Source organism: Thalassomonas sp. RHCl1, from assembly GCF_947387555.1.
GTDB lineage: Bacteria > Pseudomonadota > Gammaproteobacteria > Enterobacterales > Alteromonadaceae > Thalassomonas.
In genome coordinates this window covers 149,251-172,182 of the sequence record NZ_CANDNZ010000003.1, presented here as the reverse complement: position 1 = coordinate 172,182, position 22,932 = coordinate 149,251, and the positions used below count along the sequence as shown (strand labels likewise).

The 22,932-nt window shown below is 50.2% G+C and carries 20 protein-coding genes; all 20 read right to left on the bottom strand.

The window, feature by feature from the left end; translation table 11 throughout:
* Positions 1-212: 212 nt before the first annotated feature.
* Positions 213-2,099 carry an acyl-CoA dehydrogenase gene (locus QL234_RS11145; RefSeq protein ID WP_281557912.1) on the bottom strand — a complete coding sequence of 629 codons (1,887 nt, stop codon included), beginning with the start codon at positions 2,097-2,099 and terminating at the stop codon, positions 213-215.
* A gap of 61 nt (positions 2,100-2,160) precedes the next feature.
* Positions 2,161-3,495 (bottom strand): hypothetical protein, encoded by a 1,335-nt coding sequence (locus QL234_RS11140; RefSeq protein WP_281557911.1) that lies wholly within the window; start codon positions 3,493-3,495, stop codon positions 2,161-2,163.
* A gap of 4 nt (positions 3,496-3,499) precedes the next feature.
* On the bottom strand, positions 3,500-4,474 hold the full coding sequence (locus tag QL234_RS11135; RefSeq protein ID WP_281557910.1) for an outer membrane lipoprotein-sorting protein: 975 nt from the start codon (positions 4,472-4,474) through the stop codon (positions 3,500-3,502).
* Positions 4,475-4,497: 23 nt separating this feature from the next.
* Complete coding sequence (locus tag QL234_RS11130) at positions 4,498-5,724, bottom strand: FtsX-like permease family protein (RefSeq protein WP_281557909.1); 1,227 nt, start codon at positions 5,722-5,724, stop codon at positions 4,498-4,500.
* 4 nt (positions 5,725-5,728) lie between these two features.
* Positions 5,729-6,559: a hypothetical protein gene (locus tag QL234_RS11125; RefSeq protein ID WP_281557908.1), complete on the bottom strand. Its 831-nt coding sequence runs from the start codon at positions 6,557-6,559 to the stop codon at positions 5,729-5,731.
* Positions 6,552-7,280, bottom strand: coding sequence for an ABC transporter ATP-binding protein (locus QL234_RS11120; RefSeq protein ID WP_281557907.1), 729 nt, complete (start codon positions 7,278-7,280; stop codon positions 6,552-6,554). Before QL234_RS11120 ends, QL234_RS11125 begins: the two co-directional genes overlap by 8 nt.
* Complete coding sequence (locus QL234_RS11115) at positions 7,280-8,002, bottom strand: hypothetical protein (protein WP_281557906.1); 723 nt, start codon at positions 8,000-8,002, stop codon at positions 7,280-7,282. The genes QL234_RS11120 and QL234_RS11115 overlap by 1 nt, the downstream gene beginning before the upstream one ends.
* Before the next feature lie 102 nt (positions 8,003-8,104).
* Positions 8,105-8,356, bottom strand: coding sequence for an acyl carrier protein (locus QL234_RS11110; protein WP_044831156.1), 252 nt, complete (start codon positions 8,354-8,356; stop codon positions 8,105-8,107).
* Between the two features lie 70 nt (positions 8,357-8,426).
* Positions 8,427-9,734: a hypothetical protein gene (locus QL234_RS11105; protein WP_281557905.1), complete on the bottom strand. Its 1,308-nt coding sequence runs from the start codon at positions 9,732-9,734 to the stop codon at positions 8,427-8,429.
* On the bottom strand, positions 9,731-10,720 hold the full coding sequence (locus tag QL234_RS11100) for an alpha/beta fold hydrolase (RefSeq protein ID WP_281557904.1): 990 nt from the start codon (positions 10,718-10,720) through the stop codon (positions 9,731-9,733). Before QL234_RS11100 ends, QL234_RS11105 begins: the two co-directional genes overlap by 4 nt.
* Positions 10,720-12,657, bottom strand: a complete 1,938-nt coding sequence (locus QL234_RS11095) for a tryptophan 7-halogenase (protein WP_281557903.1) — start codon at positions 12,655-12,657, stop codon at positions 10,720-10,722. The genes QL234_RS11100 and QL234_RS11095 overlap by 1 nt, the downstream gene beginning before the upstream one ends.
* Positions 12,658-12,759: 102 nt before the next feature.
* The gene (locus QL234_RS11090) at positions 12,760-13,770 is read right to left on the bottom strand and encodes a hypothetical protein (protein WP_281557902.1); all 1,011 of its coding nucleotides are present in this window, start codon (positions 13,768-13,770) and stop codon (positions 12,760-12,762) included.
* Positions 13,770-14,318 carry a hypothetical protein gene (locus tag QL234_RS11085; protein WP_281557901.1) on the bottom strand — a complete coding sequence of 183 codons (549 nt, stop codon included), beginning with the start codon at positions 14,316-14,318 and terminating at the stop codon, positions 13,770-13,772. Before QL234_RS11085 ends, QL234_RS11090 begins: the two co-directional genes overlap by 1 nt.
* A complete protein-coding gene (locus QL234_RS11080; RefSeq protein WP_281557900.1) occupies positions 14,311-15,225 on the bottom strand; it encodes a hypothetical protein in 915 nt (304 codons plus the stop codon). Before QL234_RS11080 ends, QL234_RS11085 begins: the two co-directional genes overlap by 8 nt.
* On the bottom strand, positions 15,222-16,295 hold the full coding sequence (locus QL234_RS11075) for a hypothetical protein (RefSeq protein WP_281557899.1): 1,074 nt from the start codon (positions 16,293-16,295) through the stop codon (positions 15,222-15,224). The genes QL234_RS11080 and QL234_RS11075 overlap by 4 nt, the downstream gene beginning before the upstream one ends.
* A gap of 9 nt (positions 16,296-16,304) precedes the next feature.
* Complete coding sequence (locus QL234_RS11070) at positions 16,305-17,444, bottom strand: alanine racemase (protein ID WP_281557898.1); 1,140 nt, start codon at positions 17,442-17,444, stop codon at positions 16,305-16,307.
* A 1-nt stretch (position 17,445) separates the two neighbouring features.
* On the bottom strand, positions 17,446-18,927 hold the full coding sequence (locus tag QL234_RS11065) for an AMP-binding protein (RefSeq protein ID WP_281557897.1): 1,482 nt from the start codon (positions 18,925-18,927) through the stop codon (positions 17,446-17,448).
* 522 nt (positions 18,928-19,449) lie between these two features.
* Positions 19,450-20,295, bottom strand: a complete 846-nt coding sequence (locus QL234_RS11060) for a GDSL-type esterase/lipase family protein (protein WP_281557896.1) — start codon at positions 20,293-20,295, stop codon at positions 19,450-19,452.
* Between the two features lie 115 nt (positions 20,296-20,410).
* Entirely contained in the window at positions 20,411-21,109 is a 699-nt protein-coding gene (locus QL234_RS11055) for a LytTR family DNA-binding domain-containing protein (RefSeq protein ID WP_281557895.1), read from the bottom strand.
* Positions 21,110-22,729 carry a histidine kinase gene (locus QL234_RS11050; RefSeq protein WP_281557894.1) on the bottom strand — a complete coding sequence of 540 codons (1,620 nt, stop codon included), beginning with the start codon at positions 22,727-22,729 and terminating at the stop codon, positions 21,110-21,112.
* Positions 22,730-22,932: the final 203 nt, after the last annotated feature.

Genomic DNA, 22,932 nt, shown 5'->3' with positions numbered 1-22,932 from the left:
TAACTTTTCTTTTGATAAACCAATAAGGCTGGGAGGGTCAAGTCCCTTTTCATTTTACAATAGCTTAAAATTCACTTATTAACCCCTTGAAAAGAGACTCTGATACTACTGTTACAGGGTCTAGCTTAAATCAAGGGGCTTACTGCTCCTGGTATCTACGACGTTCGCGGCTTAAAACCGAACTTAAAAGTGTTTGGGTTACCTAATCATCATTAACCATATAAATCGGTACGTTGTAAGAAAATCCCCTCAGTAGCTTCCAGTGCTGAAGTATCTTCTTTGGCGATAATTTCAGCCTTAGATTTAACTCCCGGTAATATATTATTGGTATAGAACTGAGCGCTTGCGATCTTACCTTGGTAGAAAACTTCATCTTGCGGGTCTTCAAGATTTTCTAGCTTTTTCGATGCTATCACAGCACCATCGAGCAGCAACCATGATAAGGTCACTTCCGCCATCATTTCCAAAAAGCGGGTCGATACCGAAAATATCAGCTCCACTTTACGCTCTTTTACCCACCGCCCCATCAGGGCATGGGTTTCGATAAAGCTTGCTAGTGACAATTCTAGAGCATCGGTTTCTGCCAGTAGAACACCGGCATTACGGTTGCGGGTTATGCTAGCTTCTACCTGTTCTTGGTAAATACTCAGCAGCTTTGAAGTCAGGCCCATACCCAGCTTGTCTTTCATCAGATCTGCCGACTGGATAAATGAAGTGCCTTCCCAAATTGACAGTATCTTCACGTCCCGCGCTACTTGCTCTACCGGGTGATCCTTTACGTAACCGTGGCCACCGTATACTTGTATAGCTAGCTCTGCTACCCGCCATGCCTGATCTGAGGTGTAGGCTTTTACTATCGGGGTCAGCAAGCTTACCAGGGATTCGTGGTGTTTGCTTTGTGCCTTATATTCTTCGGTTTTTTCAGGGTGCATCTCTTGCAGTGTTTGCAGGTTGGTTACCCAGCTTTGATGAAAAGTCAGTTTGTGGATCAGTGCCCGGCAGCCTTCTACCTTGGACTTCATTTCCAGCAGCATACGGCGCACGTCTACGTGAGCCATGATTGAAACTTTTTCCGCTTTGGGGTTAAAGGCTTCTTTAAAGCTGGTGCCCTGTATGCGCTCAGCGGCGTATTCGGCGGCGTTCATGTAGGCGCGTCCGGCTAAACCTAAGGCGTAGATGCCGGTGGAGATCCGTGCCATGTGCATCATAGTAGATAGCTGGCGCAAGCCAACGTTTTCCCGCTCGCCGAGTAAATAGGCCTTACAGGGGCCGTTGTCACCAAAGCTTAGTTGGGCGGTGGCGCAGCCGTGGATACCCATTTTATCTTCCAGGCGGATGCAGCGTACGTGGTTGTCGGTTAGGGTGCCGCCTTCTTGCTGTTCAAAACGGGGCACGACAAAACAGGATAAACCTGTGGTGCCGCCGCGTGCGCCTTCTACCCGGGCCAGCAGCATGTAGACGATGTTATCGGTTAAGTCGTGCATACCGCCGGAGATGAATATCTTACCGCCTTCAATATGGTAGCTGCCGTCCTCTTGCGGGATGGCCTTGGTGGTTATCGCACCTACGTCGCTGCCTGCTTGTGGCTCAGTCATGCATAAACAGGCGGCCCATTCGTTGGTGGCCAGTTTTTGGCTGAAACGCTGTTTTACGTCTTCGGTGGCAAATCTTTCGATCAGGTGCATGGCCGGACTGCAAAAGCCCGGGTACACCATAAACGAGGCGTCGGCGCCCTGGAAGATTTCGTAAACCATTTGCGCCACCATATAGGGGGAGCCCAGGCCATCATATTTCGGCGGCGAGCTTAACCGGCCCCATTGGGCGTCTGTGTATTTTTGCCAGATTTCCGGGTATTTCGACGGCAATTGTACCGTGCCGTCTTCAAGTAATTTACAGCCTTCGCGATCGGCTCTTTGGTAGTTAGCGCCCAGCTCGTTATAGGCAAAGTCGCGGGCATGAAATAACAGCTGCTGGATAAAGTCTTTGCTGTATTCGGCATTTATGGACGGGTCAAGCAGAGTGTTTTCAATGTCGAATTGCTCCCACAACAGGAAGTTGAGGTCTCGCAGATCAACACGGTAGTTATTGTTAAAGTCCATCTTTTACCTCTCGATTTTTTATTATCGTTTTTATAATTTTGAAGTTATTGCGCCAGAGCGCTTAAAACAGGTAGCTGGCGGTCAAACGGATATTGTTCTTGCTGGGATTGAGGCCGTATTCGCACAGCTCGCAGCCGTTAAAGACTTGCCATTGCAGCCTTGCCGACAGGTTGTCGGTGAATGATTTAAGCAGTTCAAAGCGGTGCAGCTGGCTGTCATCGTCCAGGCTTATTTGCGAGCTCAGGCGTAATTGCCACAGGTTGTCGCTTTCTGCCGACATAAACATCACAGAAAGATAACGCTCACGCAGCCAGCCCTGACCCATAAATGCCAGGCCGGCAAAGGCATTGTTGTAGTCGGTTGCCGGATCGCTCGACTGGTTTTGCTTGATGCGCTCGGCAGAGGCTTTGGCGTCATCGGTCAGGTTTTGCCATTCCTTTTCACCGGCGCCGTGTCCGTTGTAAAAATACTCGCCGGTCAGCGACCATCCTGTGTCTGCGGTATAGGTGGAGCCAACCACAAAACGCTGGTAGTTAGACTTATCTTTTGTTTGCCAGCTATTTACCTGCAAAGGTTCTATTTGCCGATAGCTGTGGCGGGTCCATTCGGCCCGAAAAGTGATGGCGTCGCTCAGCAGGCTGGAGTAGGTAGCGCCGAATGACAGGTCCTGGCCGTCTATCTTGTGTAATAGCAGGGAAAAGGCGTCATCTTGCTGATAACCCAGGCGTAATACCGCTTCGGTATCGGCATCGAGATAGCGGCTGTCGCTCGCCACCAAATAAGTGGCAAACGACCAGGGGCCGGAAAAGTACTGACCGGATATCATATCCCAGCCTTTGCTTTGCAGCGCATTGTCCTGATCGATATAGGGCAGGGTGCGTTGGGGTTGCAGCATGTTGGCAATGTCATAGCTGTAACCGTTACTCCACTGAGGTTTGCTGCGGCCCGCTTCTATCACCAGGTCACGGTTATCGCTTTGCCATTGTACAAGCCCTTCCAGCAGGTGGCTGTCGCTGCTGTCCTGATTTTTGCCCGACAGGTTTTCCTGAAGGTAGCGCTGATAGATTCTGGCGCGGGTTTTCCACTGGCTTTGCCACTGGCTTTCCAATTCAACATCCAGTGATACCTGGGTAATGCCATCGGCAAACTTTACTTCTCCAGGGTTGAAAGGATGACTGTTACGCAGCTTGTTATCCTGATAATAACTTTTCAGCTCTATCCTGCTTTGGTGAACACTGTTTTCTGCCACCGGCTCATTAACAAAGGGATCGTTATTAAAGGGATCTGCGGCGAAAGGATCATCGGCAAAGGGATCTTCTCCCAGGCTATTCCCGGTAAAACCAAAGGTTACCGGGCTAGAAAACAGGGCAAGCAGCGGCCAGAGTTTTAACGTCATGGTGCTACCTCGTCAGGGCGTCTTTGTGGAAAATGGCACTGTCGAGATCCTGTTTCTGATAGTTGTCAAACATCATCCAGGTGTAGCTGCCTGCCACTATCGGGTCTACCAGTTTCATGCGGTGCAGTTTCAGCTCGCCATCAAACTCTTTGAATTTGGTGTAATAAGCCTGCTTGGCCAGCTTGCCGGAGCGGGCATAAAAATCACTGCGCAGCGGCAAGTTGTTTTCGCTGTCGAGATAAAACATCACTTGCTTGTAGGTGGTTTTGTCATGTTTAGCGTTAAGCTCAAGTTTGATCACCTGCTTGTCATTTAGCATTTCAGTGCCTTGATAGCTGGCAGTATAATCCTCAGAAAAGTTGGTGCCGGTAACATCGCCGTTACTCGCTTCCCCGAGCAAACGCTGGGCCGGTGAGATGCGCAAGACATTGCGGGTGCCGGGAAAACGGATCCACATGTTTTGCGCCTGCTTTAAAATTTTGCGCCCTTTAGAGCGGGCCGGGGCGGTAAATTCCACGAGGGAGGCATCGCTCAGTACTTTTACCGCCAGCTTGTTGCGGTGCTTTTGCTCATTTTCTTTAAAGCTGATATTGGATAAGTCAAAGGTAAAGCTTTGATCCTGATAACCGCGCAGGCTGTCGATAAATTCCAGCAGCTGCTGAGCATCAGGTAAGGGTGCATCAGGCAGGGCACTTAACTGAGAATTTAGCTGGTCATCAGTGTTAGCAACCTCAGTTTGCTCAGGCGCAGGCGTGATTGCTTCGCTTACAATTAAGTTGCTTACCGGCGCTTGCTTTGCTGGTTTTTGCTCTTCCTGTTGTTCAGCTTTTGTGGTTTTACTGTCATCTGCCATTGGCTGTTGTGCTACCGCATCGGTAATTTGTCCATTCACTACCGTTGGCTGGGTTGCTTCGGCGCACAGGGCAGGGTTGATAAAACCCAGCCCAAGCGGCAACAAAATTATGGTTAATTTATTCATTTGCATTACTCCATTTCAGGCCATCAGGCAAATCTCAGGGCCTGGATGATCACCATGCGTGAGGCTTTTACCGCCGGGTAGATGCTGGATATCACGGCTATCAACAAACCGAACAGGCCGTTTTTCCACAGCAGATCTGCATCGGTAAAAATACGGATAGGGTAGGTTTGCGAACTGCCCGGCGGGGTCGGCATCATGATGCCAGCGCCGGTAATGCCTTGTGCCAACAAGACGGCAAAAACCACCCCGAGCACACTGCCTATCAGACCCAAAATAAAGGCTTCGCTGATAAATAGCTTCATCACTTCGCCGCGGGTGCCGCCGATGGCGCGTATGGTGCCGATTTCCGGGGTACGTTCCATCACCGCCATCACCATAGTATTAACGATGCCAAGCAGGACTATGGCCAAAACAATCAGCTGCACGATAGAGAATATGCCGTCAAACAGGTTTACCACTTCGTGATAATAGTCCGCCAAATCGCTCCAGCTGCGCAGCTCCAGTGCCAGCCCTTGCTCTTTAAAGGCCCGATTTAACTGGGCCATCACCGCATCGGTATCCTGGGTTTCTTTAAGCAGCACCACCAAACGGGTTACCCCCTGGGTATACATCAACTCCTGGGCATGTTTGAGGTTAATGCGCATAAAGCGATTATCCACTTCACGGGTGCCGGTGGATATGGCGCCGGTGGCGGTGATATCGCGGGCATCAAAGCTGCCGTCAGCCGTGGTTGCCATCAGGGTCAGGGAGGCGCCGACTTCCAGGTTCAGGGATTTAAATAAACCGTCGCCAATTAAGGCGCCGTCAATGTCTTCCTCGAACAGGTCTTCACCCGCGGTTAATTTTACCGCCGAGCTCAGCAGCGCCTCTTTTTCCGGGTCTATGCCTTCAACCACAACCGCCAGCGATTTGCTGCCGTCGGTTAACAGGCCGGTGAGGTTTAATCTTGGCGTCACCAGCTCCACCTGTTCAAGGGCTTCAATTTGCCCGGTTACCTGTTGCAGCACTTCGGCATCTATCAGGTATTTTTCCGGCTCCTGGTTGCCAAACTGGTTAAAGCCTTTTTGGTAAATCTGGATATGGCCAAGCTGCGAGCGGATCACCCCTTCACGCATGCCTTCATACATGGAGGCAAAAAAGCCGCCCATTAAAATCAGGCTGATAACACCAAACTGGATCGCCAGCAAGGTGATAAAGCTGCGCCTGCCGTTACGCAGTACGTTTAATAACGCCAGTTTTAATCGCAACATACCGTTAACCCTGCTCTTGTTTTAACACTGCCGCCCGCTCTGACCAGGGGGCTATGTTTTTGCCTACCAGCGACATCAGCTGTTTGATGCCGCGGTCCTGCTGCTGGTTTTTAATCAAGGCCATGGCGTAGTAATAGTCGATCATCGCAGCAAACTTTTTATTCGCTTGCTCGTTAACCTGGTCTGCACTTTGTTTGCTTGGAAAGGCTGTGCTGGCATGTTTGATCAGTTTAAAGTCCGCCACCGCCTGGCGGGCTTTACCCAAAAACGCCGGCATTTCGGCATAGGTGATGCCACGGTATAAGCGCACTCCCAGGTGGTTGGGGGCACTTTTTACTGCGCGATCGAGATAGCGGCTGCCTTTTTTCGACAACAGATTGGTTTTGCCGAGATTGTCGAGGAAAAATACCGTTTGCAGGCTGATGGCGCTGCCGTATAACGCGGTCAGTTCATGATCGTCCGGGCGGGTTTGGCGCATTTCGGCGATCTCAGTAATCAGCTGCTCTAACGTTTCCAGCTGACGCTGAGGGTTATCGGCAAAATAGGTATAGCGTACAAACAGCGCCAGGCGGCGATCATCGATAGAGCTGCCGCCATTGATGTTGAGAGATTCCAATAACGCCCGGCGCTCACCGTTGGTAGTCGGCACTTGTGTCGGCTGCTCTGAGTCCGCCGAAAGCTGCTCGCCGGTATTGATCGTTTTGTCTGTTTTCGTGGCGGTAGCCGCTTGGCTTCCGCTTATTTGCGGTGTCTGCTCTGCTTGTTCCGAACAGCCGCCAAGGACGGTTGCCAGCAGTAAGAAACCGATATTTTTTATTAGGTAAGTATTAGCCAAGTTTCTCTCCCGGGGAATTCTCCACCAGTGTTAAGTTGTGCGCTTGCTCGTCTTTGACGATATGGCCGTCTTTTAATTCCAATACTCTCGACGCCCGGCTTAAGACAAAGTCGTGATGGGTGGCGAATAAAAAGGTCACGCCGGTTTCGCGGTTCAGACTGCCGAGCAGGTCCATAATTTGTTTTGAAGTTTCCGAGTCCAGGTTGGCGGTGGGTTCGTCCGCCAGAATAATATCCGGATTGGTCACCAGGGCGCGGGCAATGGCCACCCGCTGCATTTGTCCGCCGGAAAGCTGGTTGGGGCGGCGATCAACAAAGTCTGCCAGTCCCACCTGGGCCAGTGCCTTGGCAGCGCGAGCTTTGGCTTCGCGATCGGGCACTTTTTGCAGCGACAGCGGGTACTGTACGTTTTCCAGTGCGGTTAACACCGGGATCAGGTTAAATGCCTGAAAAATAAAACCTATGTAGCGGCTGCGCAATTGTGACTTTTGCTTATCCGAAAGCGAGCTTAATGCCTGGCCGTGAATAAACACTTCCCCGGCATCGGGCGCGTCCATGGCGCCGATGAGGTTAAGCAGGGTACTTTTACCGCTGCCGCTCACTCCCCGAAGCACCACGAATTCGCCTTTTTCCAGAGTCAGATCCAGCTTGTCCAGGGCGGTCACGCGTGTGTTGCCAAGCTCAAAAGAGCGGGATATTGCCTGTAGTTCAACGACTGCCATCAAGAGCCCTCCGTCAGCAGTTCATTGGCCGCCGCCAATTGTTGTAATACCAGCGGCGGTTGTTCGCGGCCAGCGGATAATTCCTGATATTGCGCCATATAGCGGTTGGCTTCTTGCTGGTTTTCGCTGCCGCCGGCTTTGGCGTAGGCGATGCTCATGGTCAGGTAAAACTGCTGTTTCAGCTCCAATGGCGCCATGGCTCCCTGACGCTGAAAATATTGTTTAAACCAGGCTTCGTCGCTAAAGGCGGTTTCCAGGCTGCAATTCATTACCGCCGTGGGCGAATAGGTTGCCAGACGCACCATGCGAATTTCAAAATTTTCCGGCTCCATTGCTACCGCCCGGTCCATATCGCTGCAGGCAGAGTGCAAAAGGTAGAGTTTGCGCAAGCCCATCAGGGGGTCGAACATGGCCCCCGCCTGTTTGGCCCGGGTGCCGCTTAGCCACGCCAGCGCAGTAGCATCTTGCCCCGAAGCGGCAGCTGCCAGCAAGGGTTCAGCATCATCAAGATGATTGTGCAGCGAATACAAGGAGCCAAGCTGGGTCTGCAGGGCGATATCATCGCCACTTTGTGCCAGCTCAGATTTGAGTTCAGTGATCAGCTCCTGCTCTTGTTGAGAATAAGGCACTGGTTCAAAATCAATCGGCGCCGCGCCCATAAACCAGGCGACAACATTGCCGATCAGCAGATTTATCGAAAGTAAAATCAACAGTTTTTTCATAACGTCACTCAAATACGCTGTGTTAGGGTAAAAAAGTCCCGCCTGGCAAACCCGTGATTAACCGCAGTTAACCAAAGAAAAATTGCCAGGCGAAACCAGGGATCAGACTTCTACCGAAGACTCCACCAGTTGCTCATCCATTTGCGCCAACGTGGTGTGCTCGTCAAATGTCAGGGCATCCGGATCCATGACATTAGGGTAAAGCTGCTCAACAATCAGGATCAGCTCTACGATATTGAGTGAATCAACCCCAAGTTCCCCCAGGGGCGCTTCAACATCGACATCAGCAGCTTCGATGTTAAGCATTTCTGCGACCTGTTCTTTTAACTCCGGTAAGGTTTGGCCTAGTTCCATTTTTATTTCCTCGACTTTTATCGTTATGGTTATATTTTTGTTTTAGTTTCAAGTAACGGTGAAATCAGTTTCAGTGACCCGGATGAAACCGGGTCAGGTAATCCATGGTCAGCAGCAGCACGGATAATTGTTCAACCCTGTGCCTGTCTTGTTCGCGGCGGATCAGTCGCGAGGTATCCAGCGGGTTGAGATCAAACAGCTTGCGCGTCTCTACCTCGCCGCTATAAAACAGGCGCTGCATGGCGTCATAGACATTGGCCAGGCTGACTTGCTGCAATGAAAAATATGCCGCAGGTGCCTGGTAAGCCTGTGTTACCAAAGGTATCAACTGCTGTGCGTGCATATAGGGATTAACCAGGATTTTGCCGTGCAGGCGGCAAATACCTTGTAATAACTGGCACCAGGCGGGGATCACATAATGCAAATCCAGCCATTGGCTAAAAGAGAGCTTTTCATTCTGCTCCTGTTTTGCCGTTTGATACGCTGAAACCAGCTGCTGTTGCCTGTACTGCAACTGGCTGCGCTGCGCCAGCAGCGGACGTTTTAAAATGCTCTTACACCAGTTATGGCTGCTGTGAATGCCTTGCTCGCAGGTGATATGGCGGGCACTGAGCCAGCTGATATCCAGCAGCAAAGTATCGCTGTCAGTTGCCTGTACCTGGGCATCAAAATGGGCCAGGCTGGCATCAACAAGTGGCTGGCCTAAGCCATGGGCCAGGCTTGGCAGGCGGTTAAACAGCTCGGTTAATTCAATATCGTCTGTGCGCCGGGGGGCTATCAACTCGGCTTGCGGCAGTGCGCTGTTTTGCGCCAAAGTTAACTGCTGTGCAACGGGCAAGTTTGAGCTGTGGCTTAAACGAGTCTCTCCCGCTAGCTGCCAGATCAGGGTTTCCCCGCTTTGCAGCTGCTTGATTTGCTTGAAGCAGGTATGCTCGTCTGCCAGCGACCCCAAGGCCAAGGTTTGCATCAGCTGTACCGGGTTTATTTTTGCATCAAAGACTTGCGTTAACTGCTTTAAGTTGCTGGCCAGGGCTAGGCCGTATTGCCCTTGCTCGTTTTGGCTTTGCCGATAAAACAGGGTAAAGCTGGCGCGGGCACTGCTGGTTAGCTGCAGCTGCTCGCCATCAAAGTTTATCAGCAGATAGTCACCGAAAAGGTGGCGGTTGAGTTCGTGACGCCATTTTTTTACTGCAGCATTAAGCAGGGCCTGTTGATCGTCATTTTCAATATTTAATTGACGGTAAAGTGCTTGTTCATTGCTCAGGTAACCCATAAGGTAACACTGGCCGGGTTCAAGCCCGCGCAAGGTTTGCTGACCCGGCAACCTTTGCCAGAAGAAGTTGCCTTGATAAAGGGAGTTTAAGCCGGTCTGGTTCATGATGCCTGCTCCACTGCCTGTTGCATGGCTTGTGGCCTCAATTGCTGCTCAACAGCGCCGTTATTTTCTCCCCAACGTTGCACCAACCAGTGCGGCAATACCCGCGCCGCACCGCCAAGCACCGACATATGGTTAAGCTTGGGCAGCATTACAACTTCTTTATCCAGTTGAGGGGCTAAATGCCACTGGCACAACATAGGCAAAAATTCGGGGTGCAGGCCTTCGTCGTTTTCGCCGCAGATAAACACCACGGGTATTTTCAGCTTGCGAAACGCCTTGCTGTAATACGGGATAGAAACTGAGGCCATCAGGTTAAAGGAGTAATTGAGTACCCGGCCTTCAAGTGCCGCCATTTTTTCTGAGCCGGGAAAGGTGATCACGGTACTGTGACGTAAAAACGGCAAGACAGTGGCCAGGTAAAACATGCGGTTATCCATCACCGGCATATGCTTGGCAGCACTTTCCGGCGCCTCCTGGGAGCCGTGTTTTTTACGCATATGACGCAGCAAAAAGCTTCTTTGAGCGCCGGGTTTATCAAAGCGCAGCGGCTCCTGGGTATTGTTAAAAGTCGGCGCGATAAAATAGCAGGCGTCGACTTTTTTCTGGCCGTATTTTTCCAGATAACGCAGGCAGACCACGGAGCCGGCCGAATGGCCGCCGAGGATCAGCGGCAATGGCATCTCTTTTTCAAACCAGGCGATAATATCGCTGATATCATCTTCTAACTGGCCGATATAATCGCAGGTGCCCGGCTTGCCCCCTGACTCGCCGTGGCCGCGCCAATCACACAGCACCACTTCAAAACCACTTTTTACGCAGGCCTTGGCAATGTTGGCGTAACGGCGGCTGTTAAAGGTGCTGCCATGAAGCAGCAGCACCCGGCCATAGCAAGTGGTCTCAGCACTTGTCGGCACAGTATAGCGGTGACAGGCGAGCTTAGTGCCGTCACGGGCCGGGATCATCAGGGTTTCTACTGCCTTTTCCATTAAGCTTCCAACATCTCGGTGTTTTCAAGACACACAGGGTAGCGCGGGTCCATCAGATCTTGCGGTTGCTGGCGGGCATAGCGCAGGAATTCAGGCACATAGCTGTCCTGGTCGATATATTCCTGCTGGCGCATCCAGATACTGTTGGCGGTTCTTTGCAGCTGTTTTAACTGCTTGGCATCTGCAGTATCGCCGGCAACCGTGACATTGACCTTTTCATCCTCGAAAGAAGCTTCGGTGATCTCCACCAAAACCGTGTGCTCCGTACTTTGCTGCAACTCGCGGGTGAGATTTTCACTCATGGTAGTTAGCAAGGCCGGTAACTGCTCACGGCCAAAGGTCGGGTTTTTCAGTATTGTCGGCAGGTTCAGGGCGCTTTGCACCATGCGGCGGTTGCCAAAGTTGGCCAGGCCAAGTTTGGCGCCGGTGACCTGGGCGAAACACTGGCTGAATAATTTCACCCTAAAGTCAATGCGGTAACCGTCCTGGCCTTTTTGTCCCATCTGGTAGATGTAGTATTTGTACAGATCGCCGCCGGTTTCAAAAAAGCTTTCATCGTTGCGGTCAAAAGCACGGTTTTCGCTGCGCAGCACTTCCAGGCTTTCCAGGATCTGACGCTGCAACAGCAATTCCAGGGCATAGTGGCCACGGCGCAGGTAGCAGTGCTTTTCAAAATGCTGCGGATCTGCAAGATTGCCTTCGATATAGTCCCAGGCATTGGTAATAAAGTAGGTGGCATTAATATACGCCATTACCGGCGAGCACAACCGGGCACAATCGAGCACAGGGTAAAGGTTCATCAACTGGGCATAGAGGAACTGGTAATAATACTTGAGCACGCCGTTGGCAAATGGCACCGCCTGGTCCAGCGCCGTTTGCGCCGCTTCCTTATCGCTGTTTTGCAGATCCGCCAAGATCACTTTGCTGAGATTGTCATTGGCCATGGCAATCACATCACCGCCGCCGCTAAGCAAAGGGTCGAGGAACATGGCGGCAAACCCCGTCGCGCCCCAGCGCTCGCGGTTGACAACTGTGTTGCCGCGGTACGCCAGCTGGCCCCAGGCTTCAAAGTCTTCTATTTCGGCGTCTTCAATCAAGTCGGCAATGGCGGCATGCTCTTTCAGCTTGGCAATAAAGTCCGCCTGCTTTAACGGCGGATTTTCGACCTTGGTTTTATCGCACACTATGCCTATGCTGGTCAGGCCGCTTTTTAACGGGATAAACCAGATCCAGTAACCGTGGCCGGTAAAATGGTTGGTGGACAGGAAGCGGCTTGATGCCCGGTCACGCCAGGGTTTAGTGCCGACACTGTCAAAGTCTTTCACACCGCGAAAACGGCCCCAGGCCGAGCTGTGGCGGGGGATGTTTTCCCGGCTGCGGCATTTCATTTTTTTGGTGATCACCCCGGCGCGGCCGCTGGCATCTACCAGCCATTTACCGCTGATTTGATGGGCTTGATCCTGGTACCTGAAGTTCACTGTGTGTCCGTCCTCATGGTCCAGTTCAAAGCCGGTCATCCTGGCCCCTTGTAAAATGGTGATGTCGTCTTCGCGGTTCATCTCGGTCAGGGCGGATTCAAAGGTGGCGCGCTCAAGCTGAAAAGCAGGGTGGGGCGGAATATAAACCGTGCCTTGTTCGCTCATTTGCTCAATCGGCAGGCTGTGTTCCTTATTGTCGAAGAAAAAGCGCAGGGCATTTTTAGGCAGCTGGTGACGGTATAAATAATTGGCCAGTCCCAGTTTTTTCAAAAAGTAATGGCCGGTAATTTCTACCGTGGCTTCGCCGATTTTGGCTTTATATTCAGTCTCGGCTTCGAGCTGGATGATACGCAGATCGCCATTTTCTCTTTTTAGCTGGCGCGCCAACGCCAGCCCCGCCCAACCGGCGCCGATGATAACGACGTCGTATTCCTGAAATATTTCTTGCTTGTTTATCATGCCATTGTCCCTGTTATTCTTTTTCTTATCCTTTGCCTAAGGTTTTGGGTGTTTGCTATTTAAAACTTTTTACTATTTAAAGCTCTCTACCATTTAAGCTCTCTACCATTTAAAGTAATGGTTATCCATACCGCGGTAGCGGCTGTGAGGATATTTCAGCGTGTCTCTGATCTGCTGGTAGCCGGCTAGCTTGTTATCCCCGAGCAGATCCAGCGCTCGCTCATAACCCCGTATATCATCCGCCAGTGAATGTTGCTCAAAACTGGCCTGTGGCAGTTCGATCGCAGCACCTGCCTTGTTATTGTTATTACTGCCCAGTTGCAACAGGCCGACCCGGCCGCCGCCCCCCAGGGTCAATAACATTAAACTGTGCTGCACTAGTTTTTCTTTATACAGCTGCAGTTCAAATAAGGGCTTGAGGCTCAAATAATGGCGTTGACAGGTTTCAATGCTGTCTAACCACTGAACCGACTGGCGTTTGCTTGCCAGGCGGATATTCACTCCCATCAATAAGGATCTGCCCCAGTTAGAGCAAATATCAAACGACACCGGTAATATCTCTTGCGGCAGGGCCTGCAGCTGCTGGGCTAATCTGCCGATAAGCGCCTGTGTACCTGTCATCCCGCTTTGCTGGCTAAAGAGCTGGCATTTTTCCACCACGACTTGCCGTCTTGTCTGTTCATTTTTTTCCAAACCATCTTTCAATCGGTTTAGCGCGATAAAACCCACCCCGGGCACGACATCCAGGCCATCCTGATCTTGTTCATTGCCTATGCCCAATGAATTCAGGCAGGCCTGCTGAAATCTTTTGTCCAGCTCCAGCGAGATCACCACAGTGTTGTTTAAGGTGCTGTGATAAAAGTCCAAAATACCGGCATGCATACTGGTACAGGCGGCGCTGATAAAAGTCACTTGGCAGTACTGGCTTAACCATTGGTGGAACTCTGCCACCTGAGGATCGCGCAATATGCCGACTTCACCGGCACTGATCAAGGTGGCATGGCTTGGTAATTTATCCAGTGCCATTAGCCGCTGCTTCAGTTCGGCAATAGCCGGACCGGGATCTGTGGCATCTCCGGCCCAATATTGCGAAATGACCACAGGGGCAGCCATTAGCCGGCGACTCCTCTTTGCGCTAAACATTCAATTAAAGGTTGCAGGGCGTCATCAGCTGGCTCTTTACTTAGCTTTTCACCTAAGTAAAGGCGCAAATGAATGCTGTTGTCGTTATTGTCTATTTCAACGCGGCTGAACCTGTCTTCGACCACCAGTAGCGCCTTGGCAATATCGATAAGCTTTTGCTCCTCAAAGCTGATGTCTTCGAGCAACAAAACATTGTCGGCCAGCAGCTTGGCGGGAATACGCATCCCCCCGGGCATGGAAAGCCTGATCAGGATAAAAATATCCGGCCAGCGTGCCTGGGCCTCATCCACTAAATCCGACAGCAACTGGTAATGCTCGCGCACATTCAACAATACCGGGCAAGTTGCGCTGTTAAAGCTGGTAAAGACTTCAAAATCGCTGTCACTGGTTAACGGCAACATCTGGGCTTCGGCAATTGAAGGTTTATTTGGAAACGGCCTGCGGGTGAGGGTGCCGGTAAACTGTTTCATCCTGGCCTGATTTGGCGCTTCGCTTACACCTTGAATCTGCTTAACCATGCTGCCACTCCTCATTTTTGATGAAAACGGTATCCGGCGTCAGCATCAGATCGGCAATGGCATAATAACCGTTAAGAGCCACCGAGCAGGCCATAAAGCGCTCCGGCTGTTCAATCTTATTGCTCAGGCCATGGGTTAGCAGGGATAACCAGGGATCTGAGCCGAAACAGTGTCCGTGTTCGGCATGTAAGTCCGGCAGCTGAGGCTGGCCGCGTAATAATTTTTCAAACATCTGTTGCACATTTACCGGGAAAAACGGCAGTGCGACTACGGCGCCGGGCTTTTTCATCATGGTACGGCGCACTACAGTGGCAAATTCGGCAACACTGTTGTGGGTGACGGCAGAGCCTATGGTCAGCTCGTCGGTTAAAGGGGCGGTGATTTCTAAAATCACAGTACTAATACCAAAACCCGAGTGCTCCCAGTGATCGTTATAACACCAAAAATCAAAGTTATAGACATTGGCATCCAGGATACTGACAATCATATAGCGGCTTTGTTTTTCTTGCTTAAACCTCTCTTCCTTAAGACTTTCTTCCTTCAGGTAGTGCCGCAGCGAATAACCCCAGGAGGCACATTCATAGGCGTTGACAAAGGTATCAGGCTGATGATCGCCGTAGGCTTTAAGTTGCTCGGCGATGTCCGGCCATTTCACCGATTGGGTGGTGAATGCCATCTCGATCATGGTCGAACATAAGAAATGCCGGCTAAATTCATCCGCCGGGATCCCCGTTTGTTCGATCAATCCGTTAACCTGTTTACCCAGGGTTTTCACCAGCAAAGACATCACCTCGTCAATTGGCGGCAACTGTTTAAATAACGGTTGCGGTAGTGGTGTAAAAGCTATGCCTTTTACCGTTAAACCGGGCTGTTCGCTAACAACCTGCTCTGATACTGCTGTGCTCATACCCGGCCCCGTTTAAATTTGCTGTAAACTTCAAACAGACAGCGGTATGAACTGCCTTCCATTTTAGTGAAGCCGAGCAGATCCCTTTGATCGCTAAGGTGCTTGAGAGCCCCTTTGCGTACCAGGGAGAGCAACAACTCATTGCTGGTGAATTTCAGCGCCAGTACCTGGTCCACCGAATGGATGGAGAAAGTATCTTTGGCGGAGCACCAGTTGGCCATATTGATAATAAAGTCGATGGCGCTGAGATCGTCCTGCTCCAGCATCAGGCGGTCTTGTTGCTGCAGCCATAACAGATGATGCATCAGCGATTTAACAAAACGCGGACGCACTAAAGTTAAAAAGCGGTTGACGCTGCCGAGACCGCCTTTGGCGAGAAAATCATCTTTGCTGACCTGCACCTGGCCTTTGACATTGCCCAGTTGCAGTCTGCCGTCAAGGAAAGTGCCGCCGCAGACTTGTTGCTGCAATGCTTGTGATTTTTCCGGGGACAACAATACCGTTACCGGGAACGGTTTGCCTTTTTGTTGGCATACCACCATGCCGAAACCAACGTTTTGTCCTTCGATGCCCCATTTTTTATCGACATTTAAGGTAAAGTTGCCGTCATCTAGCGGGGTCAAAGTGGTATTCCAGTAGGCCAGTGTCGGGCCGCCGCCGTCTGTCATCAAAAAGTTGCCGAAATGTCCCTGCTCCAGCCATTCGTTTACTAATGCTTGCTGGGCCTCGGTGGCGCATAAGCCCAGCATAATAGAGCCGAAAAGCCCGATAATCTGATGAAAATGCGCACCGAAACCTTGATGTTTGACTTTGTCGGTCAGCTCATCAATGAATTCGGTCTGGGCAAAACTTTCCAGCGGCTGTGAAATGCGCGGCTGCTGCAACTTAGCCATCGGAGTGAAGTTGTCCTCGATGATCATGTCGCTGCCCATCAGGGTGATCACGGCATTGTTGACCAGGACCTCAAGTTTTGGCGGCAAAGCGCCGCTTTGTTCTAAATGGGAGGTGATGCAGCGGCCAAAAATATCATGTACTTGATTGTTTTTATTATTAGATACGTTATTAGACAAGGGGGTCACCTATTCGACAATATAAGTTGTGGCTTGGGGCAGCTGCAAAAACGGCGCTACCGTATAGCTGGCGTTATAGGCGCCGCAGTGATCGAAAATGCAGATATCCCCCGGCTGAGGCAAAATATACTCGTCGGACTGTTTACCTATGACATCGTCTTTGCTGCAGGAACTGCCGACAAAGCTACAGGCGGCTTTTTGCTCATTTTCCTGTCCGCCCTGAGACTGCCATAAGGCCGGGGTTTTCAGTTTACGCAGGGTATTTTCCGTTTTTGCCAACAGGAAGTTTTGTGCAATACCGCCGTCGCAAATGGCGTAGTATTGATTTTCAATTTGTTTGACATAACGCACCCGCACGGCAAAGTGACCTATGCTGGCCATCAGGCCACGCCCGGACTCGTGCGCCAGCGTGATGTGCTGCGGCAACTCTGCCAGCTTTTTGCGGTAGGCGGCAAAGTCGAATTGGCTTTGCTGCCATTGCTCGCCAAAACCGCCGCCGAGGTTGGCAAAGGATAACGGCTGGCCGAAGCGGCTTTCCATTTGTGCGATAATGCCCTTAGCCGAGTCCACGGTGGCCATGGCGCTTTTTTCAAAACTGTAGGAGCCTTTAAATAAATGGAATCCCATCAGCGGCAAGTTGTTTGCTTTACAGATGTCGATGGCAATACAGGCACTGTCCCAGTCCATGCCGAATTGATCCGGGCGAACTTTCGGGTGGGCATCGTTAAACTGTTTTAATACCACAGGGTTCAGGCGCAGGATAATGCCTGCCGGCGGGCGTTTTTTCGCGAGCTCGGCGACGATTTCAAGCTGGGCCAGGCTGTCGACGATCACCCGGGCTTTGCCGGATACCGCCGCCCGTAAAAAGGTTTTATCGGCAGAGGGGTTATTGACGTAGCGGGCACGGTCGCCGCCAACGATATTTTGCAGCTCCTTGATGGAGGCTACTTCAACACCGTCGGTAAGGAAGTGGCTGGCACGGATCAGCAGATCGGTATTGCTGTTGGCTTTGACCGAAAGGATCACTTGCGTGCCCAGCGCCGCCTTTAATGTCTGAAAATTTTGCTGCAATTGGCTGACGCTGTAAAAATAACAGGGTGTAGAAATCTCTGCCGGGTTCTGTTCCAGCATGCTTTTGATCTGTTCCACTTTACTTCTCCGGTTCTAACTTGGCGACCAGGGACTTTTTGTCGACCTTGGAATTGGCGGTCAGTTGCATTTGTTCGATAAAACGCACTTCACGCGGGCGGTAGTCGGCATCGGTATTGGCTTTGAGCCAGGTTTTAAACGCGTCCTGATCTTCTTTACTGTTGTCGTGTAATTGCACACACAAGCAGGCAATTTCATCGCCGAACTTGTCTTCCGACTGGATAATGGCTGCCAGATGCACCAAATGACATTTCTCTATCAGCGCCTCGCTTTCGGTAGGGTAAATACAGAAACCGGCTTGTTTGATCAGCTCCTTGGTGCGGCCCTTAAAGTAGAAATAACCGTCTTGGTCCTGGCAGAAGAGATCGCCGGTGGCGAGCCAGTTATCGTCACGGTAATTACCCGAAATCAAATTTGCCCCGGCATTGGCCTGGCCGTAATAGCCCTGCATGACAGTGGCGCCGCGGACAAATAATTCACCGACTTCGCCGGTGGCGACCTCCTGGTAATGGGGGCCGGTTTCACACTGGACATTGTTAAATAACTTGGCTTCCAGACCCGGGATGGCGATACCGACTGAGCCACGTTTGTTGCGGGTTTGTTCCGGCGGCAGGTACAGGGCGCGTTTGCACTCGGTTAAACCATACATGGCATAAACGTCCAGCTGCGGCACCAGGCTGATCAGATCATCAATCACGGTTTCACCCAAGTGGCCGCCGGTATTGGTTAACTTACGCAAATGCGGCAACTGGCGCTTTAATGCCCGGATAATTTTCGCCAGCGAGATGGCCATGGCAGGCACAACCGGCAGCAGGGTAATTTGCTGTTCGTCGAGGGCCTTGAGCACCTTGATCGGGTGAAAATTTTCTTCAAACAGGGTGAACTGGCAGTCAAACGCCAGGCTGAACAGTAACTGGTAAAGGCCATAATCAAAAGAGAGCGGAGAAAGGCCAAGAATATGTTCGTCGCCGTCAATTTTCAGGTAAGTGGCAATAGAATTCATCGCGGTGATGACATTGCTGTGGCTGAGCATGATGCCCTTGGGCTTGCCGGTACTGCCGGAAGTATAAATCAACAGTGCCAGGTCGGTGCCGCATACCTGACGGGCGCTTTTTTCCCGAAACAGCAACTGGGGCTGCGGCGAGGGCTCAAGTTCGGTGATGATGTGATCTTTGATCATGGCATGGGCATGGCAATCGTCGGCAATTTTTGCAATCGCATCCGCTTCCATATCATGTTTTACCGGCACCACGACCGCACCTTTGTGCCACAGCCATAACAGCGTAGAGACGGTTTCTGGTGTTGGCGTGGTCACAACAATGATCTTATCACCAAAAGCAAACTGGAGATTTTGCTCCAGATAGTTTTGGTGCTCGGTCATCGACTCATAGGTTAAGGTCCGGCCTGACGGATAAAAGTTAATCTGTCCGCGCCAGTTTTTTTGTTGTAATTTTACCTGGATATCGCTAAGAGAAAATAACATGATCTTATCTTTCCTTGAATGAAACTTCATAACAAACGCCGGTTAAATACTCAACGCCGACGACCTTGTCATACCACTTGGACCGACCACTTTATTGGAGACAAATCAAGAAAACAAGCATTTCACTGTACTTTTTTTAACAAATTAGTCTTGTTTTTGATCATAAAGAGACGATTTATTAACAAAAAACTGCTCTTAGTAAGGAAAAATTTACATTTAGTAACACAAGAATACAAATTGATTACAAGTTGGAAAAAGCCGTATTTTCGCTATTTTCGCCGAGTATTCAAATTCTGACGCTGAAAGGACTCAGGAGGAAAAACCTTGTCAATTGTTAACAAAATGTTTCATTTGAAAAAAGTGCAAAATTTGTTGACAGACAGCGGTAGGAAAACGATTGCAAATGAAGGTTTAGCCTTCTTTACCGCCGATAGCCGCTTACTTTTTGTGCTTTATTGGTGCGCTTTGCTTTCCCGATTGCACTTTTAGACAACCGGGAGTTGTTTTTGTAGATAAAATGAATCAGCCGAGAAGGGTGGCCAATTGCTTAATAATCACTTTAGCTGCCAGTTGATGGCCGTCTATGCTCCAGTGCAGACCATCTTCGTCAAGCAAAGGACTGTCCTGTAAATCGCCGAAGTGCGGCCGCAAGTCAATCACCTTTTCTGCCTGCTGTTTAATAACATCTGCTACCTGGTTGATATGATCGTTACACCAGCTGGCCATCAAGGGTTTTAGAAACTCGTGCTCTGCGACCCGGGCAGGATCAACCCCTACCGGGGTGAGCCAAATCCAGGGGGCTTTGGTATGTTCCTGGCCAAAGTCGATTACGCTGGCGAGATTGCGGCCGACTTCATCAATACTGGTGCAAGGCTTATAACGGCTGCCTCCCTGGATACGGGCATCATTGGTGCCGCTAAAGCACAAATACAGATCCGCTTTCATTTGCGCGGCGGGGATCACCGAGCCCAGCAATTGGGTGGTGGTGTCGCCCGATACGGCAAGATTGGTAAAGCGGATGTTATCACTCGGCCGGATAATGGCAAAGGAGCGTGCTATGATGGCAAACCAGGACTGGCTGTCGTCGGTTAAACTGTCGCCGATCACCACAACCCTGGCTTTTGTTTTTCCCTTGGGGATGAGGGGCATAGCTTTTATCGCTTCAACATAGTCGCTGTCCTGGCAGAGTACTTCGGCAACCTCGTTAACCCGGTTAGCAAACGTTTCTTTGATACTGTTATAAAACTGCTCGCGCAGGCCAAAAAGCGCGGCATGGGCGGCACTGGAGAATCCACCGCGCAGAAACGAATATTTTTTTTCCGGATGAAAAAATTGCACTTGTCGTTGTAATTGTTCCTTGATGCTCATCTTGTCCGTCCTGTTAATAAACCGCCGACAGCTTAGCCAGTTTTTTCTGGGTTGCCAAGTTTTGCGGCAAATAACAGTTCACCTCATTTTCCGGTAAAGAAAACACAAGAAGATATTAATCCAACACCAGGTTTGCCTTATACTGCTTGCCAATAGCAACCATTTTCCCGTCGGTTAACTTTAAGCTGTCGCCTTCAACATAATCGATCATATGATAATTTACGATTGCCGACTTATGCACCCGGACAAATTGTGATGGCGGCAAACTCTGCTCAAAGCTGGTTAAGGTTTTCGGGGTCAAGAGCGCCTGCCGGTCACGCCAGACTTTGACATAATTGCCATAGGCTTCAAAGCAGCTGATCTCTGCCAGGTTTATTTGCACTTGCTTGCGGTCAACTTTAATAAAAATGTTTTGATTGCCGGCCTGGTCATTGACCTCAGGTTCTTTTATTTTTGCTTGATGAATACGTTGTTTTACCTTATCAATTGCCTGTTTAAAGCGGTCAAAGCGAAAGGGTTTGAGCAGGTAATCGCTCACATCCATATTAAAACCTTCAAGGGCATATTCCTGATAGGCCGAGGTGATCACCACCTGGGGTTTTTCCGGCAACAGGCTCAAGAAATCAAACCCGGTTAAGACCGGCATTTCTATGTCCAGCATAATCAAATCAACGGGGTTTTCTTTTACAAAAGCCAAGGCTTCTGTGCCCGAATAACACTGGCCGACCAGCTGCAACCCCGGACATTCATTGATGTAGGTGATCACTACTTCGTGGGCCAAGGGCTCATCGTCGACTATCAAAATACGTAACATTTAGCTGTTCTCCGTTACCTGGCGGCTCATCACCGGCTTGCCCCGCGCACCGCTGGCATCATAAACTTTTGCTTCAAGTTCCAAACTCAGTTCAACCGAGTAGATTTTGCTTGTGCCTTGTGCCTGTGTCGAAACGGCTAACTGATGGGCGTCAGGGTACATCAAGGCTAAGCGACGTTGTACATTTTTAAGTCCTATGCCCTGAAAATCATCTTCTCCCGACACCACACCCGGTCTGGGGTCATGAATTTGACTGCTTTCAGGTATAGTGTTCCGGCAACTAAATATCAGGTGGTTTCCTTGCACTGTCAATGACACCTGCAACCGGGACTGCTCTGCGCTGGGTTCTATGCCATGTTTAAAGGCATTTTCCAGAAACATCACCAGCAATAAAGGACAGATCATTAAAGGCCCGGTTTCAGCTGCATCGGGCAATTGAATTTCGAAATGACATTTATTTTCCACCCTGAGTTGTTGCAGGGCCAGATAGTCATGCAAATAAGTGATTTCTTCTGATAATGATACCCGATCACAACTTCCTTTATAGACCACAAACCTGAGCAGGTTTGCCAGCTGTAAAATGGCATCCGGCGCCCTTGGTGATTTAGACAGGCACAGGGCATAGAGGTTATTTAGGGTATTAAATAAAAAGTGCGGATTGATTTGCTGTTGCAGCCATTTTAATTCTGTTTGTAGTTTTTCCTGTTGCAGCTCAGCCAGTTTGCGGTGATCTTTTTGCAACTGAAAGGCCATGATCACCGGCAGGCTGATACCGACCACTAAAGTGGCAATATAAATGTTCCAAAAATCAAAAGGATTTTGATTGCCGCTGGCATTTAGCGGCTGGGCAATATCATTCATCGGCAACCATAAGGCTATTTGCGCCAGCAGGGGATAACACACCAACAGCAGCAGACCGGTGAGGGTGATATAGGCATAAACACCGTATTGACTGAGCACACGTTTGATCAGGAGGTGATGGTTAACCAGGTAAATGGCATATAAGCAGCTATATAAAATCACGGTTTGCAGCCAGTAGCTGAGCAACTCAAGCGGATAGGAGACGATACGCTTAACATCCAGCACCAGCGGAATGGGCTGATTATTTAAAGGATCATGATGGGAGGTCAGCAGCAGGGCCCAGGCAAGGCTTAAAGCCATGATAATAATAAACAAAACATTATCCAGGCTGGCCTTGAATTTGATCCCCTTTATCCTTTTTTGTGCCAGGGCGTAATTGCTCAGGGCGGCCAGTTCTATCACTAACAGCATCAGCCAGGTCTGGTAAGTGCTGAGTAAGTGGTAGCCAAAACCGGCAAAAGCATCGCCAACCAGTATCACACTCACCGGTAACAAGACAAAGCCTGTCAGCCACCAGGCCAGCTTTTTAATGCCGCTGTTATTCACGCTGAAAAACTTGCACAGAAAAACCGGGCTCAGCTCTATGGCCAGACGCAACAAGGCCGAAAAATATTCCCCCCAGGCCGTTAATTGCTGCTCTTGCATATGAAAAAGCGCGGTAGCAAATAGCGCAATCGTCAGTGGCAGCAGCGAGCTGGTCACTATTGCATCAAGCTGTTTATCGGATAAAAACCTGTCGGAGCTAGCTCTGGCAGACATTTTCATGAATAGGGAAGCAAACACATTCACAGCAACAAAAATTCTTTAGGAAAATAAGGGGTGAATTTACCGCAATTAAGGAAAATGTCACCAGAAAAATGACAAACATGCCTTTTTTCATGATGAAAGTTCGACAGGGCTTTTTTATCTGTTGGTCATGAAAATTATGGGCTTGGTCATTAAGCATTATTTTTCCCGCGTAC